This is a genomic window from Pseudomonas parafulva (assembly GCF_000800255.1).
Lineage (GTDB): Bacteria > Pseudomonadota > Gammaproteobacteria > Pseudomonadales > Pseudomonadaceae > Aquipseudomonas > Aquipseudomonas boreofloridensis.
On sequence record NZ_CP009747.1, the window covers coordinates 3,543,232 to 3,558,613 of the forward strand.

Sequence of the window (15,382 nt, forward strand, 5' to 3'; positions counted from 1 at the left end):
CCATGTTCATGCGCGCCTGCTCGACGTTGTTGCTGTGCCTGCTGCTCACCGCCTGCGAGGAGCGCTCGACGCTGCACAGTCGTCTCTCCGAGCAGGATGCCAATGAAGTGATCGCGCAACTGGCGGACAACGACATCCAGGCCAGCAAACGCACGGAAAAGGACGGCATGAGCGTCCTGGTCGCGCCTGCCGACCTCAACAGCGCCGTGCGCGTACTCGAAGCGGCCGGCCTGCCACGGCGCTCACGCGCCAGCCTGGGCGATATCTTTCGCAAGGAAGGGGTGATTTCCACGCCGTTGGAGGAACGCGCGCGCTACATCTACGCGCTGTCCCAGGAGCTCGAATCGACCCTGTCGCAGATCGACGGCGTGGTGCTCGCCCGCGTCCATGTGGTCCTGCCGGAGCGGGTCGCGCCCGGTGAGCCGGTGCAGCCGGCGTCGGCCTCGGTGTTCATCAAGCACACCGGCGCGCTGGACCCGGACAGCATCACGCCACGGGTGCGCAACCTGATCGCCAGCGGCATCCCCGGCATGGCCGACGCCGCGCATAACACCAGCAAGTTGTCGGTGGTGTTCGTGCCCACGTTGCCTTATCAGGAGCGGCGCGAGATGGCGCCGTTCGGGCCGTTCCTGATGAAGGCCGAAGACGTCGGCTACTGGCGAACGGTCATGGTCGTGACCGGCATCGTCTTGCTGAGCCTGCTGCTGGGGGTCGGCTACGGGCTCTACCGACTGTGGCGCACAGGTGCCCTGACGCTGCCGCGCGCGCTGCAACAGAAGCTCGCCCGCCCCGGCACCGCACCGGGCAATCCAGCAGCCACCTTGTTCGCCGTGAAACCCGCGGGCGCTGCCCCCCGTGACAAGGGCTCGGCCGCATGAGCGCGGCCCTGACCTGGATTCACTGGTGGCACCACGCCTGGCAACTGGCCGCCATCGACTGGCAGCCACCCGGCCTCGACCAACTGAGCACCTCGCAGTTGCACGCCCTCGCCCGTGGGCACCACGCCGCGTTGGCGAAGGGCTTGGGCATCACGCCGTGCATGCCGCCCGAACCGAACCCGGCGATGCAGGCCCTGCTGTGTACGCCCGCCACCTTGACGCTGGCCTGCGAACTGGTGGCCGCCACCTGTTCACCGCGCTCGGCAGCCCCGATGTTGTCGACGCAGGACCGCGCCTGGTGCGAGCGCACGGCCAAGGCGCTGCGCCCCGGACACTGGCTCGAACCGGACCAGGATCCTCTGGCGCTGCTGCGGGCCTGGCTGGGTGAGCCGACCTGGCAACGCGCGCGCCTGGCCTTCCCCCGCGCCAGGGTCGAGGCCCTCGAGCGCTGGGCGACGCCGCAGCCGCCAGCCGCCAGGCTCGACACGCTGTGGCAGTCGGTCTGCTGGAGGACCGGGCAACGCCCAGCGCCCATCACCCCGCCCGCTCACGACACGGAGACACCCGATGCTCGCCCGTCGCTCGCTTGAACTACGCCCCAACGCTCAAGGCCTGCTGCAACCCTGCATCGCCCGCGAAACCCTGGTCGATTGCGGTCGGGCGCAACGGGTCATCGAACAGGCCCAGGAGCAAGCCGCGCAAGTGCTCGAGCAGGCCCGTGACTTGGCCGAGGCCGAGCGGCTCGACGCCCAGGCGCGGTTCTGGGAAAACGCCGAGGCCGCGCTCGCCGCCTGGGAAGCACAGCGCCAGGCCATGTGGGAGCAGATCGAAGCCAGCGCAGCACGGCTGGTCAACGAGGCGCTGCGCACGCTGCTGGACGAGGTGCCGGAACCGGCGCGCATCGACGCCCTGGTGCGCCAGTTGGCCAGCGGGCAGCGCGAGTCGGGCAGTGCCACCCTGCACTGTCATCCTGACGACCTGACGAACCTGACCCGGAGCCTCGGCAACACGGCCGCGCAGCCCTGGACGCTGGTGGCCGATGCCGACATGGACCGTCACCAACTGAGGCTGCAGACCCCCGCCGGCACCTTCCTGCTCGACTGGCCGAGCACCGTGCAAGCGCTGCGCGTGCCGGTGCCGTCATCCAACACCGTTCCTCTGTAGGAACCGCCTTGCCTCGCGATCATCCTGAACGCCCGCGATGACTGACTTTACGGCCGCTTCGCGCCCGATCGCGGCGCAAGGCCGCTCCCACAAAAGCCACGCTGGACTCTGGAAATCATGCGCTGCAGATGAACAACCAATGCACGATCACCCGGTGTCGCATGCCGTGCCCAAGAAGTGAAGCGAGCGCAATCTGGTGGGAGCGGCCTTGTGTCGCGATCGGGCGCGCAGCGGCCGTAAACCAGGCGACCGATATCGTTCTGAACGCCCGCGATGACTGACTTTACGGCCGCTTCGCGCCCGATCGCGGCGCAAGGCCGCTCCCACAAAAGCCACGCTGGACTCTGGAAATCATGCGCTGCAGATGGAGAGCAAATGCACGATCACCCGGTGTCGCATGCCGTGCCCAAAAAGTGAAGCGAGCCCAATACTGGTGGGAGCGGCCTTGTGTCGCGATCGGGCGCGCAGCGGCCGTAAACCAGGCGACCGATATCGTTCTGAACGCCCGCGATGACTGACTTTACGGCCGCTTCGCGCCCGATCGCGGCGCAAGGCCGCTTCCACAAAAGCCACGCTGGATTCTGAAAATCATGCGCTGCAGATGGAGAGCAAATGCACGATCACCCGGTGTCGCATGCCGTGCCCAAGAAGTGAAGCGAGCGCAATCTTGGTGGGAGCGGCCTTGTGTCGCGATCGGGCGCGCAGCGGCCGTAAACCAGGCGACCGATATCGTTCTGAACGCCCGCGATGACTGACTTTACGGCCGCTTCGCGCCCGATCGCGGCGCAAGGCCGCTTCCACAAAAGCCACGCTGGATTCTGAAAATCATGCGCTGCAGATGGAGAGCAAATGCACGATCACCCGGTGTCGCATGCCGTGCCCAAAAAGTGAAGCGAGCCCAATACTGGTGGGAGCGGCCTTGTGTCGCGATCGGGCGCGCAGCGGCCGTAAACCAGACGACCGATATCGTTCTGAACGCCCGCGATGACTGACTTTACGGCCGCTTCGCGCCCGATCGCGGCGCAAGGCCGCTCCCACAAAAGCCACGCTGGATTCTGGAAATCGTGCGCTGCAGATGAACAGCAAATGCACGATCACCCGGTGTCGCATGCCGTGCCCAAGAAGTGAAGCGAGCGCAATCTTGGTGGGAGCGGCCTTGTGTCGCGATCGGGCGCGCAGCGGCCGTAAACCAGGCGACCGATATCGTTCTGAACGCCCGCGATGACTGACTTTACGGCCGCTTCGCGCCCGATCGCGGCGCAAGGCCGCTCCCACAAAAGCCACGCTGGACTCTGGAAATCATGCGCTGCAGATGAACAGCCAATGCACGATCACCCGGTGTCGCATGCCGTGCCCAAGAAGTGAAGCGAGCGCAATCTTGGTGGGAGCGGCCTTGTGTCGCGATCGGGCGCGCAGCGGCCGTAAACCAGGCGACCGATATCGTTCTGAACGCCCGCGATGACTGACCTCACGGTGCAAGGCCGCGCCTGCAACGGCCCAGATCACGACACACGATCACCGGAAAACCGTCGATGGTTTTCCGCCCCCAAGTGGAACCACCTTGGGCTTGACCGCCACTCACCCGGTGAACACGCCCAAGCCCGGAGAATCCGTCCATGTCCTCGATCGATGCCCTGCAGCGCCGCCTCGACAGCTACTTCCAGCGCGCCACCGACAACGTCAACAACGCCGCAATGAACGCCGCGCAGTCCCAGTCGCTGGACGATATGCACACCTTTCTCACCAGCATGAACGGCATGTCGGTCGCGGTGACGGCAGCCACCCAACAGACCACCGCGCACCACAACCTCGCCAAGGCGATCATCGATGCAATGCCATGAGCTGCGCACGCAGCTCATCCGCTGGAGCGCCGACGCCGAACAGCCCGAGCGCCTGAAGCTGCTCATCGACGACGGCGAAGTCACCTTCGCCCACCTCGACGACGCGCTGCTGGTGTCGGTCGAGCTGCCCACCGAGGTGTCCCAAGGAGCATCCCTGGAGCAGGTACTGCGCCTGGCCCATCCAAGCCTGTCGCGCTTTCCCGGCGCCCTGGCGCGCGGCCCCGACGATGCCCGGTTATGGCTGATGGCGCAGGTGGCCCGTGACGCCCACATCGACGACTTGGTCGAGCTGCTCGAAACCTTGCTCAACCAGCGCGATACCTGGCAATCGATGCTGCACAAGGCGCCACGCGGTGCAGCGGCCCCGGTGGCGCGACGGCCCTCGCACGCCCATTTTCTCGGAACAGGACTTCGACATGCCTAACCCGTGGCTCAGACCGTACCGCTGGATTACCGCGAACAGCACGCGCCTTCGCCAGGCACCGTCCGCGTTGCTGGCGTTGCTGCTAGCCGGCTCGCTTGGCCTGGCCACGCCGAGCCAGGCGGCAGCCCCCACCGACTGGAAGAACACCCCCTACGCCTACGACGCCCAGGACACACCGCTGACCAAGGTCCTCGACGACTTCGCCAACACCTTCGGCGTGCAGTTGGTGATCGACGGCACCCTTGCCGGCACAGTACAGGGCCGGATGCGCGCGGAAAGTCCCCAGGCGTTCCTCGACCGACTGGGCCTGGAGAATCGCTTCCAGTGGTTCGTGTATGGCAGCAGCCTGTACGTCAGCCCGCTGAAGAATCAGCGCTCCAGGCGCCTGGAGGTGTCCGCCGATGCCGGGCCGGACATGAAACAGGCGCTGACCGATATCGGCCTGCTGGACCCGCGTTTCGGCTGGGGTGAATTGCCCGATGAAGGCGTGGTGCTGATCACCGGCCCCGAACGCTACGTGCGCCTGGTGACGCAGTTCGCCAAGGCGCGCAAGACGCCCGAGGAGAAGCAGGAAGTCATCAGTTTCCCGCTGCGCTACGCCAGCGCCGCCGACCGCAACATCAAGTACCGCGGCGAGACGCTGGTCATCCCCGGGGTCGCCAGCATTCTCCGGGGGCTGCTGGAAAACCGCGGTTCGGCCACCGGCGCGGCGCCGACCGCCCTGCCCCAGGCGTCCATGCAGGGCCTGCAAGGCAATCAATCGATGGCCATGGGCAGTCTCGAACAGTTGGCCTTCAGTGGCATGGGCCAGCCTAACACCCGCCGCGTGCAGCCTGGCCAGAGCAGTGGCGGCAGCCGTGGCAAGATCCGCGTCGAAGCCGACGTGCGCAATAACGCCGTGCTCATCTACGACGCGCCCAAGCGCCGGGAAATCTACACCCCGCTGATCCGCGACGTGGACGTGCCGCGCAAGCTGGTGGAAATCGACGCGATCATCCTCGACATCGACCGCACCCAACTGGCCGAGCTGGCCGCCAACTGGAACGTCGAAAGCGGTGACCTGATCGGCGGCGCCTCGATGCTGCGCCCCGGCGCCAGCTCGACGGTGTTCATCCAGGACTACGGCGACTTCGCCGCGCAACTGCGCGCGCTGGAAGGCCGCGGCCTGGCCTCGGTGGTGGCCAACCCCTCGGTGCTGACCTTGGAGAACCAGCCGGCAGTCATCGACTTCAGCCGCACCGAATACCTCTCGGCCGTTGGCGAGCGAGTGGCCAACATTGAGCCAATAACCGCCGGCACCAGCCTGCAGGTGGTGCCGCACGCCATCGAGACCGGCGGGCACAAGCAGATCCAGATGGCCCTGGACATCGAGGACGGCCGTATCGAGCCGTCCGCCGTCGGCCAGCGCACGCCCAGTGTGCGCCGTGGCGTGGTCAGCACCCAGGCGGTGATGGGCGAAAGCCGCTCGCTGGTGGTCGGCGGCTTCCACACCGAGGAAACCGGCGACAACCTGGAACGGGTGCCGTGGCTGGGGCGCATCCCACTGGTAGGGCCGCTGCTGTTTTCCTCGACCACCCGCCAGACCAGCCGCCGCGAGCGGGTGTTCATCCTCACGCCACGCCTGATCGGCGACCAGGTCGATCCGGCCCGCTACATCTCCAGCCTCGACCGCCAACAGGTGGACAACGCCATGGCCCGCGTGCAAGAGCGGCGCAACGGCAAGCGTCCGGTCGGGCGCCTGGAGGTCAGCGACGTCCTGGCGCACCTGGCCGACGGCAATATCCCGGCCTCGTTCAAACAAGCCGAGTCGATTCCCTACGCGCCCGAGACGCTGTGCGCCCTGCAGCCCGGATTGACGCTGGATGCCGCGCGCGCGCAATGGTTCGCCGGGCCCGACTACGGCATCGCCGTGGGCGTGGTGCGCAACGAGGGCCAGCGCCGCGTGCGTTTCGATGAAGCGAGTTGCGGCAGCCGCTGGACCCTTGCCGCCTCCGCCTGGCCGAAGGTCTGGCTGGAGCCGGGCGAGGAAACCGAAGTGTTCGTGGTCATGAACCCGCCGGCTCGCCTGCCGGGCAACGAACGCCCCTCCCTGCTGCACACCACTGCGAGGCTGAACCCATGAAGCGCACCCCCTTGCTGCTCGCCGTACTCCTGAGTCTGCCGGTCTTCGCCGGCTGCGCCAGCCGATCCGGCTGCCAGGGCGCGGCCTGTGAACGGGCCGAGCCCGACCACGGGCGGATCGTGGTCTGGTGGGCGCCGGGCATGCGCGGCGGCCTCGGCACCCCCGAACACCCTCTCGACCACAGCGTCGTCCCTCTGGAGAACTGACCCGGCATGTCTTTTTCGGTGCACAGCGCAAGCACGCGCCAGGCGTTCCAGAAGAACGTCATCGCTGGCATTGCCAGCTACTGGGAAATCGCCCCCGGCATCGAGTTCGGCTTGCGCCGCGAGGCGCACAGCGTAGGGCTGGCGCTGCAAGTGCAAAGCCAGGTGCTGCGCGCCAACCAGATCCAGCAAGCGCTGGAACGGCGCTTCGCCCACCCGCAGGACTACGCGCACCTGTACGTGTTCCTCGACCCGCAGCGCGCGCTGGTGGTGTGGCAGGCGCTGCCGGACGTTCCTTTGACCCCGGAGCTGCTCGACGACCTCCAATCCCGGCAACTGTCGCTGCTGGGCCTGGAAGACCTCGACGAGCGTCCCGCCACCTATTGAGGTTGACCATGACCGCCGACGCCGTTGCCCAACGCTTGATCTCGGCCCTCGCCGACCACCTGCACGCCGACTTGCACCTCGAGCACGGCGTGTGCGCGCTGTATGACGCGCACGACCGCGAAGCGGTGGTCATCGAACTGCCCGAGCACAGCGACCTGGCCATCCTGCATTGCGCCATCGAGCTGCCCGCCCACGCCCCCGGTCTGCACAAGCGCCTGCTGGAACTCAACTTTCGCCTGGACCTGCTCGGCGGCAGTTGGCTGGCCCTGGACGACAAGGCCGGCGTGCGCCTGTGCGCGCACAGTGCGTTGTCGGGCCTGGACGAGACCCGCTTCTGCCACTGGGTGGTCGGTTTCGTCGCCCAGGTCAACGAGGTACGCCCGCGCCTGCTCGACCTGGCCAAGGCGGTCGAGCCGCGCCCGGCGAGCCTGGCCATGGGCCGCACACGCCTGGGTTGAGGCATGCGCAAAAGCCCCACCAGGCGAACCTGGCGGGGCCGAGGGTAACGCTGGACGTCAACGCAGCTTCATCGCTTCGCCTCCTTTTTCCATGACCTTCTTGGCACTGTCGAGGAAGCCGTTGGTGACCTCGCTCACCGTATCGGCGAACAGCTTGGTCATGTCCGCAGAGGTCTTGACTTGCAGCATCATCGCCTGGCGCTCCTCCATGCCGATCTGCATCGCGAACTGTTGCTCCATCAGTTTCTGCTGACGGGATTGCATGTCGTCCAGGTGCGCCTGCTCCGAGCTGGGTATGGGCGGCGGTGTCGTGCGCTCGGACTCGGCCGGGGGCCGCGCCCCAGGCGAATGAGACCTGGCCCGCGCCGCGCGGGTGTCATCTCGGCTGCGGGTTCGACCGCGCTGATGCAGCGCCGGCGGCGCCGATGACGAGCGCCCTCGCGCTTGCAGGCTCTGGCTGCTGCGCGGGTGTTGGGCCTCGAGGGGTTGCTGAGTCAACGAGGGTGAAGAGGATGACGGGGCACTATGCACCCCGTGCAGGGCACCTGCGCGCCCGACAAGGCTCGGATCAGGAGGCATGGGCAATCTCCAGTGAGTGGTTGGGGTCACCGAGTCGGCAGCGCAAAGGCGGTCCGACTCCTCTGCTGAGTGGCAGCGCCGCGTTGGTCGGTTCCACCCACCGGCTCAGCGCCGGTCCAGCTCGGGAATCTCGATCACCTCGTCCTTGGCTTCATCGTCGAGCTCGCGCAGCACGCGGTAGATATGCGCCACAGCCTGGAGGGTCTCGCGGGGGATGAATGCGCCGACGTCCTCACGGTAGATCGTGCGCGCCAGCCAGATGCACTGGATCACCGGCACCCGCGCCGCCTTGGCCCGCTCGATCAACGCCCGGGCTTCGGCGTCCACGCCCTTGACGATGAGCTGCGGCAGCGCCGCGTCCTCGGGTCGGTAGCGCAGGGCGACGGCGAAGTGGGTGGGGTTGACCACCAGCATGTCGGCCTCTTCCACCGGCTTGGCCTCAGGCTCGGCGGATTGTGCGACCAACTGCCGGGCCAGGTTGCGGCGGTGCATCTTGACGTGCGGGTCACCCTCCATTTCCTTGAACTCCTTGCGCACCTCCTCCTCGCTCATGCGCAGGCGCTTGGCGAAGAAGTACTTCTGCAGGCCGAAGTCGACGATGGCCAACACCAGTAACACCGCCAGGCAGGTGTGCATGATGTGCCGGAACAGGCTGGCCAGGCCGCGCCAGTAGGTAGGCAGGTCGCTGTTGACCAGGCTGACCAGCGCCCCGAGCGCCGGCAGCGTGACCAGGTACAGCACGGCAGCGATGAACACCGCCTTGACCAGCCCCATGAACAGGTTGATCAGCGCTTGCCCGGAAAACATCTGCTGCGCCTGGTTCACCGGGTTCAGGCGATTCGGGTCTGGCCGCAGGGCCTCGGGGGAAAACAGGAAACCGAACTGTATCCAGCCCGCCACCAGGCGCGTGGCGATCGCCAGGCCCACGGTCATCAGGGTGAAGCTGAGCAGCACGCCGCCGGCATGGGCGAGGGTTTCTTCCAGGGCGCGGGTGAAGTTCACCGCCAGGCGGTGCAGCGGGAAGGCCACCAGGTCTTGCAGCGTCTGCAGGCTGTCCTCGGCCAGGGTCAACGCCACTTCGGTGATCACCGCCAGCACCATCAGGCTGCTCAGGTCCTGGCTCTGGCCGACCTGGCCTTTGTTGCGGGCGTCGCGAATCTTCTTCGGTGTCGCGCTCTTGGTCTTTTCGCCGCTGTCTTCGCTCATGGGTCAGTCCTGGGTTCAGGGCGCCTGCAACAGCAGGTCGAGCAGATGCCGCACTTCGCCATAGCGCAGCAGCCGGCCTGTCATCGCGTCCCACAACGTGGGCAGGTAGAACAGCAGAAAACCCAGGCCGATCAGGCTCTTGGCCGGCATGGCCAGGATGAACACCTGCAGTTGCGGGCTGTACAGGCTCAACAGCGCCAAGCTGGCTTCCACCAGCAACAGCAGGCCAATGAACGGCGCGGCATAGAGCAGCATGTGCATGAACATCTCACCGAGCAGGCCGAGAAACACGCCGAAGCCCTCGGCACCGGGCAGCGGAAACCAGGTGGTGGGCGACCAGACCAGGTAGCTGTCCCAGATCACCTGGGTCAAGGTGCCGATGCCCAGGGTGGCGACCAGCAGCAGGATGGTCATCTGCTTGAACAGGTGGCCCAGGGGCGTGGTGTCGGTGCCCAGCGACGGGTTCAACTGCCCGCCGATCAACGCCCCGCGCTGGTTGTCGAGCAAGGCGCCGACCGACTCGTACAGCCAGAACGGCATCGCCAGCAGCACCCCGAGCAACAACCCCAGGATCAGTTCCTTGAGCATCAGGCCGCCGAGGGTCAGCCAGTTGACCTGGGCGTCGAGCAGCGCCTGGCGAATGCCGGGGGCGGGCAACATGGCCAGGGCGAAGACGATGGCATGGCGCGGCAGGCCACGCAGGTGCTGAAAGCAGAACACCGGCACCAGATACGCCACCGGGTAGATGCGCGCCATGCCCAGCGCCACCGACAGCAGCAGATCGAAATAAGGCAGCAATGCCGAGTTCGCCATCAGGTGTTGGCCATCATTTCAAAGGCCCGGCGCAGCAAGCCGAGCAGTTCCCCGCCGACCCAGCGGCCGGTGACCAGCAGGGTCAGCCCCACCGCCACCAGCTTGATGCCGAACGGCAGGGTCTGGTCCTGGATCTGCATCAGGGCCTGCACCAGCGAGGTCAGCACCCCCACCAGCACCGCCACGATCAACGGCGGCGCCGAGAGCAGAACTACCAGCAACATGCCTTCCTTGAACAGCGTCATCGCGTCCATCGCCGGGCCTCAGAGGTAGGAATAGAAAAGGCTGTCCAGTAACTGCGTCCAACCCTGGGCAAGCACGAAGATCAGCAGCTTGAGCGGCAACGAGATGGTCATCGGCGCCACCATCTGCATGCCCAGCGCCAGCAGCAGGTTGGAGACGATCAGGTCGATGACGATGAACGGGATATAGATGAGAAAGCCCATCTGAAAGCCCGCCTCCAGCTCCGACAGCATGAACGCCGGGATCAGCAGCATCAGGTCGTCGCGACTGGCCTGCTCGGCGCGCTCCTTGGGCCACATGCGCTGGGTGTTCTCCAGCAGGTGGGTGAGGATGTCCGGGTTGGTGTTGCGCGACATGAAGGCTTGCAGCGGCTTGAGTGCGTTCAGGGCCGATTCCTGCAACGCCTCGCTGTGGCTGAAGTCCAGCGGCCGCTCCTTGAGCGCTTCGGCCACGTTGTGGCCGACCGGCGCCATGATGAACAGCGTCGCGGCCAGGGCGATGGCGTACAACGCCATGTTCGGTGGCACCTGCTGCACGCCGATAGCGTTACGGGCGATGGTCAGCACGATGGCGATCTTGAGGAACGCGCTGCAGATGATCAGCAGCAGCGGCACCAGGGAAATGCCGCCGATGAACAGCGCCAGCAGGAAGGGGTCGACCCCCTGGAAGCTCATCCAGCCACATCCATGCGCACGATCTGCAGGCCCAGGCGGCCGTCGATCTGCACCAGCTCGCCCTGGGCCAGCGGCTGTTCGCCATGGAACAGGGTGGCTGCCCCCGCCGCCACGCCGTGTACCTGCAGCACGGCGCCGGGGGCCAGGTTGCGCAGTTCGCCCAAGGTCAGGTTCAGGTGACCGCAACGCACCGTCAGCGCCAGCGGCAGCGCGTCGAAACGGTCCGGGTGCTCGGCCCCAGCCTGCTGTTCAGTTGCTGAGGCTTGGACGTCGTCAGCGCTGTCGGTCTGGGCCAGGCTGGCCGGGTCGAAGGCCCCAGCGTCCTGCTCGTCTGCGCCGTAGTGGGCGGTGTCGTCCCAGTCGGGCGTCAGAATATCGGTGTCGGGGATGTCGTTCATCTCGGTCTCCTCAAGCGCGAGTACGGTCAGGTGCAACGGCGTGGGGTGCTGCTGCGCCTGCACCTGCAAGCAATGCCGGCCCAGGCGAACCTGGCCGTGGCCGGCTGAATCGAACAGGGCGGTCTCGGGAATCACCACGTCGCCGGGACGCAGGGCGGCGAGCTGATCGCTGGGCAACCTCAGGTGCCCGAGCAACAGCGGCACGCGCACCACGAAACCTTCGCTCCAGGGCGTGGCCTGGCGCTGCCAGGGGGCGGCGTCGAGCAGGCCCAGCAGGGTCTGCCCAGGCAGCCGCAGATGACTGGCGACGCGCGCATCGCCAACGCGCACGTCGAGGCGACAGGCAATGCCCTCGACCTCGCTCGCGGCCAAGGGCTTGAGAAACCCGAAGGCCTCGCGCAACGGCGCGCTCAGCACCTGATGGAACAGCGACCAGAACCAGTCGTCAGCCGGCCCCGGCTCGGCGGGCACCACCACCGGGCACTCACCGAACAGGCTCAGCACCGGGCCGGGCTCGCCCAGGGCGAAGGCCCCGTGGGCACAGGCGAACACCGCAGGCGCTGCGCCGCTGGGACCGTTGCCCAAGGTCAGCGTCAACGCCCCCGCCTCTCCCGCCACCTCGAACGGCAACTCGACGCCCGCCCCCAGCCGCTGCCGGGCGGCGGCCTCATCAGCGCTGACCGATGGCAGCGACAGTGCACAGGCACGCATGTCAGTAATCCTCTTCAACGCGTGCCACCTGCACGCTGATCGGTTGGCCCAGGCTCTGCGCCAAGGCGTCTTCGAGGTGGCCACGGCGGCTCGCCAGGCGCGCCTGTACCGCCTCGTTCTCGCCGCTCAGGCCGATGTCCCAGCCGGGCCCGGCCTCCTGCCGACGTGCCAGCACCTTGATCCGCCCCAACTGCGGCAGGTGCAGCAGCAGGTCCAGGTGCAGGTCTTGGGTAGCGCGCAAGCGCGGCGTGAGCTGATCGACGAACGCTTCCACCTCGCTGCCCTCCAGGCCCGTCGAGGCCGACAGCGAATCCGCCCCGGCGGTGTCCTGGTGCAGACCGCCGTCCACCGCCTCGACCCATTGGCGGAACCAGTAGCCATCGCTGCGAGCGATCGACGCCTCAGGGTCGCGCTCGGCGCCGGGGGTGGTGTCGCGCGAAGTCGAGCGCGCCACCCGGCTCGCCTGGGCCGGCGCCGGTTCGGCGCCGCGCAACGGCGGGCGACCCAGTGCCGGTGGCGGCTCACGCCGAGGCAGCGGTGCATGATTCACGGAACGTTCATTCATCGCCGGTCTCCTGCCCCAGGCGCGCCATCAGTGCCTTGAGCTTTTCCAGGTCGCGACGCCGTCCACTCAGGCGTTGCTGCGCCGCGTCGGTGTCCTGGGCCTGACGTGCCTGGGCAGCCTCCAGTGCCTGCACGCGTTGGGCGTGTTCGGCCAGCTCGCCGATCAGGCGGCGCTCCTGGGTGCTCCAGGCGTTCAACTCGACCACGCTCAGCGCGCGGCCGCGATGCGCGTCGCCCAAGGCCGCGCGCTCGGCCATCTGGCGCTCACGGGCGGTCTGCAAGTGCGCGCGGGCAGCGGCGGTTTCGGCTTCGCATTCGCGCAGCCGCTCACGGGCCTGGTGCCAGGCCCGCTCGGCCTGGCCTTCGCGGTGACGACGCACCGGCACCAGGGCTTGCACGTCAGCCCGGCACATAGGCGGTCAACTGCTGCAGGTGCGCAAGGGTCGAGGGCAGCGGCTCCGGCTCGCGCAGGTCTTGGCGCAGAAAGCCGTCCAACGCGGCGCGCGACTCCACGGCCAGGTCGGTCAGCGGGTCGGCACCGGCCTGGTACTCGCCCAGGCGCAGCATCAGCTCGATCTGGTCGTAGGCCGACAGCAACCGCCGCAGGTTGACGCCGGCCCGCAGGTGTTCGCCGTCGGCCACGTTGACCAGGGTGCGCGACAGGCTCGCCAGCACGTCGATGGCCGGGTAGTGACCGCGCTCGGCGAGCGTGCGCGAGAGCACGATGTGGCCGTCGAGCAAGGAGCGCACCTCGTCGGCCACCGGATCGTTCATCGAGTCCTGCTCGATCAGCACGGTGTACAGCGCGGTGATGGCGCCGTCGTTGCTCAACCCGGCCCGTTCCACCAGACGCGGCAGCAGGCTGTAGACCGACGGTGGCAGGCCGCCGCGGCCTAGCGGCTCACCGGCGGCCAGGCCGATTTCACGCTGCGCACGGGCGAACCGCGTCAGCGAATCGATCAGCAGCAGCACGCGCCGGCCTTGGGCACGAAAGCCCTCGGCCAACGCCGTCGCCGTGAACGCAGCGCGGGCGCGCTCCATGCTGGAGCGGTCGGAGGTGGCACAGACCAGCACCGCGCGGGCACGCAGTTCGTCGTCGAGTTCGTGATCGAGGAATTCGCGCAGCTCGCGCCCGCGCTCGCCGATCAGGCCGAACACGATGACGTCGCACTCGACATTGCGGGCGATCTCGGCCAGCAGCGTGGTCTTGCCGCAACCGGCACCAGCGAACAAACCCACGCGCTGGCCTTCGCCGAGGGTGAGCGGTCCGTCGATCGCCCTAACGCCGGTGGTCAGCGCGTGCTGGATGCGCGGCCGAGCGGTGGGCGCAGGCGCTTCGCCGATCACCACCGAGGCGTGCAGCACCGACGCATCGGCGAACGCCCCGACACCGCCGTCGAGCAGTGGCCGGCCAAAGCCATCGAGCACCTGGCCCAGCAACTGCGGCCCCACCTGCACCCGGTGCGGCATGCCCAGCGGCTGCACCGCCGCGCCAACGCGCACGCCTTCCAGGCCACCGAGCGCACTGAGCAAGGCGTCGTGCTGGTCGAAGCCAACGATCTCGGCCAGCAGCGGCTCACGAGCATCGCGCTCGACCTGGCACAGATCGCCGATCTGCGCCTGGGGCAGGCGGCATTGCAGCAGGATGCCGTTGACCCGTTGCACCCGTCCGCGCACCGCCACCGGCGAAAAGCGCTGCAGGCGTGCGTACTGGTCCGTTTCCCAGGCCTGCAGACGGGCCGCTGCGGCGTGTGTCATCACCAGGTGACCTCGTAGCGCTGGTCGCCTTCGAAGGTCACTTTGTCGTTGCCGATGGCGGTCAGGCGCAAGCCATCGATCTGGTCACCGAGAAACAGCCGGCGACCGTCGGAGGTGACCACGTGGCCACGCTTGCCACCGACGATCTGGGCGATCTGGAACGGCAACTGCGTGAGGTGCTCCTGCACCTTGGCCAGCACCTCGACCGAGGGTTGATAGCGGTCGTTGAAGCGCTGTAACAAGCGCTCGACCACCGCCAGGCGCTGGCGCGGCAACTCGCCCACCAGCACCAGGCGATCGCCCTGCGACTCGACCCGTACCTGGGTGGCCAGGTCACGCTCCTGGAGCATGCGCTCCAGTTGCAGACGCACCGTCGCCACGCTGTCCAGCGCCACCTTGCTGCGCGTGAGCGGCGGCGTCGGGCTCGCGGCCACGGGCGGGGTCGGTTGACTGGTGAAGGCCCAGGCACTGGAGGCCACGGTAATCACCGCCGCCGCGATGGCCAAGCGCCTGGACCACGAGGGCCGCGCCGCCGCTTTCGGGCTGAGCGCACTGCCCGCCGCCGACGCAGCACTGTCCAGCGCCTCCGGCGGCCACGGCTGGTCGGCCGAGGCGAGGCACAGCCAGATGCCGGCGACGGCGAACGGCACATCGACCGGCAGCGCCTGCGCCAGCGCCCAAGGTTGGCCCTGGGCGTCGCACACCGCGCCGTCCAGCGGTTCCAGCCGCCACTGCTGATCGCGGCGTTGCAGGCGCACGTGGCGGGTGCAGATGCCAGGATCGTAGAGCGCCAGATCGGCCTCCTCGGCCGCCCCCACGACCCATTCGTCGCCCACCAGGGGCAACGCCGCACCCCGGTGCAGACCACTTAAAACGCGCAGCTCGAACATGGCCAATTTCCTCACCTGTTATCGGCAGGCCGCCCGCAAGCGCCTGCCTTCGTTGTATGCAATGGTCCC

The 15,382-nt window shown here is 67.7% G+C and carries 19 protein-coding genes; 9 read left to right on the forward strand and 10 right to left on the reverse strand.

Translation table 11 applies throughout. The annotated features are described in order from the left end of the window. Positions 1 to 2: 2 nt before the first annotated feature. The 9 genes from sctJ (at position 3) to NJ69_RS15400 (ending at position 7,477) form a co-directional block, all read left to right on the forward strand. Positions 3 to 878, forward strand: a complete 876-nt coding sequence (gene sctJ / locus NJ69_RS15360) for a type III secretion system inner membrane ring lipoprotein SctJ (protein ID WP_039580501.1) — start codon at positions 3 to 5, stop codon at positions 876 to 878. Continuing rightward, positions 875 to 1,468 carry a hypothetical protein gene (locus NJ69_RS15365; RefSeq protein WP_039580503.1) on the forward strand — a complete coding sequence of 198 codons (594 nt, stop codon included), beginning with the start codon at positions 875 to 877 and terminating at the stop codon, positions 1,466 to 1,468. Before sctJ ends, NJ69_RS15365 begins: the two co-directional genes overlap by 4 nt. Beyond that, a complete protein-coding gene (gene sctL / locus NJ69_RS15370; RefSeq protein ID WP_039580506.1) occupies positions 1,446 to 2,042 on the forward strand; it encodes a type III secretion system stator protein SctL in 597 nt (198 codons plus the stop codon). The genes NJ69_RS15365 and sctL overlap by 23 nt, the downstream gene beginning before the upstream one ends. A 1,616-nt stretch (positions 2,043 to 3,658) precedes the next feature. After that, on the forward strand, positions 3,659 to 3,883 hold the full coding sequence (locus tag NJ69_RS15375) for a type III secretion protein (protein ID WP_039580508.1): 225 nt from the start codon (positions 3,659 to 3,661) through the stop codon (positions 3,881 to 3,883). Beyond that, the gene (locus tag NJ69_RS15380) at positions 3,870 to 4,307 is read left to right on the forward strand and encodes a type III secretion system chaperone (RefSeq protein WP_039580511.1); all 438 of its coding nucleotides are present in this window, start codon (positions 3,870 to 3,872) and stop codon (positions 4,305 to 4,307) included. The genes NJ69_RS15375 and NJ69_RS15380 overlap by 14 nt, the downstream gene beginning before the upstream one ends. Continuing rightward, positions 4,300 to 6,429, forward strand: a complete 2,130-nt coding sequence (gene sctC / locus NJ69_RS15385) for a type III secretion system outer membrane ring subunit SctC (RefSeq protein WP_039580514.1) — start codon at positions 4,300 to 4,302, stop codon at positions 6,427 to 6,429. Before NJ69_RS15380 ends, sctC begins: the two co-directional genes overlap by 8 nt. Continuing rightward, positions 6,426 to 6,635 (forward strand): HrpT family type III secretion system protein, encoded by a 210-nt coding sequence (hrpT, locus tag NJ69_RS15390; RefSeq protein ID WP_029613981.1) that lies wholly within the window; start codon positions 6,426 to 6,428, stop codon positions 6,633 to 6,635. The genes sctC and hrpT overlap by 4 nt, the downstream gene beginning before the upstream one ends. 6 nt (positions 6,636 to 6,641) lie before the next feature. Next, complete coding sequence (locus NJ69_RS15395; protein WP_039580517.1) at positions 6,642 to 7,019, forward strand: hypothetical protein; 378 nt, start codon at positions 6,642 to 6,644, stop codon at positions 7,017 to 7,019. A gap of 8 nt (positions 7,020 to 7,027) precedes the next feature. After that, positions 7,028 to 7,477 (forward strand): type III secretion system chaperone, encoded by a 450-nt coding sequence (locus tag NJ69_RS15400; RefSeq protein WP_039580519.1) that lies wholly within the window; start codon positions 7,028 to 7,030, stop codon positions 7,475 to 7,477. Positions 7,478 to 7,534: 57 nt separating this feature from the next. On the opposite strand, the gene NJ69_RS22945 is transcribed toward NJ69_RS15400, so the two are convergent. The 10 genes from NJ69_RS22945 to NJ69_RS15450 all read right to left on the reverse strand — a co-directional run bounded on the left by NJ69_RS22945 (position 7,535) and on the right by NJ69_RS15450 (position 15,313). Then, on the reverse strand, positions 7,535 to 7,741 hold the full coding sequence (locus NJ69_RS22945; protein WP_029613978.1) for a hypothetical protein: 207 nt from the start codon (positions 7,739 to 7,741) through the stop codon (positions 7,535 to 7,537). Between the two features lie 420 nt (positions 7,742 to 8,161). Beyond that, positions 8,162 to 9,262 carry a type III secretion system export apparatus subunit SctU gene (gene sctU, locus NJ69_RS15410; RefSeq protein WP_039580522.1) on the reverse strand — a complete coding sequence of 367 codons (1,101 nt, stop codon included), beginning with the start codon at positions 9,260 to 9,262 and terminating at the stop codon, positions 8,162 to 8,164. Between the two features lie 15 nt (positions 9,263 to 9,277). Then, on the reverse strand, positions 9,278 to 10,075 hold the full coding sequence (sctT, locus tag NJ69_RS15415; protein ID WP_037028125.1) for a type III secretion system export apparatus subunit SctT: 798 nt from the start codon (positions 10,073 to 10,075) through the stop codon (positions 9,278 to 9,280). Continuing rightward, positions 10,075 to 10,329, reverse strand: coding sequence for a type III secretion system export apparatus subunit SctS (gene sctS / locus NJ69_RS15420; RefSeq protein ID WP_029613975.1), 255 nt, complete (start codon positions 10,327 to 10,329; stop codon positions 10,075 to 10,077). Before sctS ends, sctT begins: the two co-directional genes overlap by 1 nt. 9 nt (positions 10,330 to 10,338) lie before the next feature. Then, entirely contained in the window at positions 10,339 to 10,992 is a 654-nt protein-coding gene (gene sctR, locus NJ69_RS15425; protein ID WP_029613974.1) for a type III secretion system export apparatus subunit SctR, read from the reverse strand. Continuing rightward, positions 10,989 to 12,101: a type III secretion system cytoplasmic ring protein SctQ gene (gene sctQ / locus NJ69_RS15430; protein WP_039580528.1), complete on the reverse strand. Its 1,113-nt coding sequence runs from the start codon at positions 12,099 to 12,101 to the stop codon at positions 10,989 to 10,991. The genes sctR and sctQ overlap by 4 nt, the downstream gene beginning before the upstream one ends. 1 nt (position 12,102) lies before the next feature. Continuing rightward, positions 12,103 to 12,666, reverse strand: a complete 564-nt coding sequence (locus tag NJ69_RS15435; protein WP_039580530.1) for a hypothetical protein — start codon at positions 12,664 to 12,666, stop codon at positions 12,103 to 12,105. Beyond that, positions 12,659 to 13,078: a YscO family type III secretion system apparatus protein gene (locus NJ69_RS15440; protein ID WP_039580532.1), complete on the reverse strand. Its 420-nt coding sequence runs from the start codon at positions 13,076 to 13,078 to the stop codon at positions 12,659 to 12,661. The genes NJ69_RS15435 and NJ69_RS15440 overlap by 8 nt, the downstream gene beginning before the upstream one ends. Then, the gene (locus NJ69_RS15445; RefSeq protein WP_039580535.1) at positions 13,065 to 14,423 is read right to left on the reverse strand and encodes a FliI/YscN family ATPase; all 1,359 of its coding nucleotides are present in this window, start codon (positions 14,421 to 14,423) and stop codon (positions 13,065 to 13,067) included. Before NJ69_RS15445 ends, NJ69_RS15440 begins: the two co-directional genes overlap by 14 nt. Continuing rightward, a complete protein-coding gene (locus tag NJ69_RS15450) occupies positions 14,423 to 15,313 on the reverse strand; it encodes an FHA domain-containing protein (RefSeq protein WP_039580538.1) in 891 nt (296 codons plus the stop codon). Before NJ69_RS15450 ends, NJ69_RS15445 begins: the two co-directional genes overlap by 1 nt. Between the last annotated feature and the right edge of the window lie 69 nt (positions 15,314 to 15,382).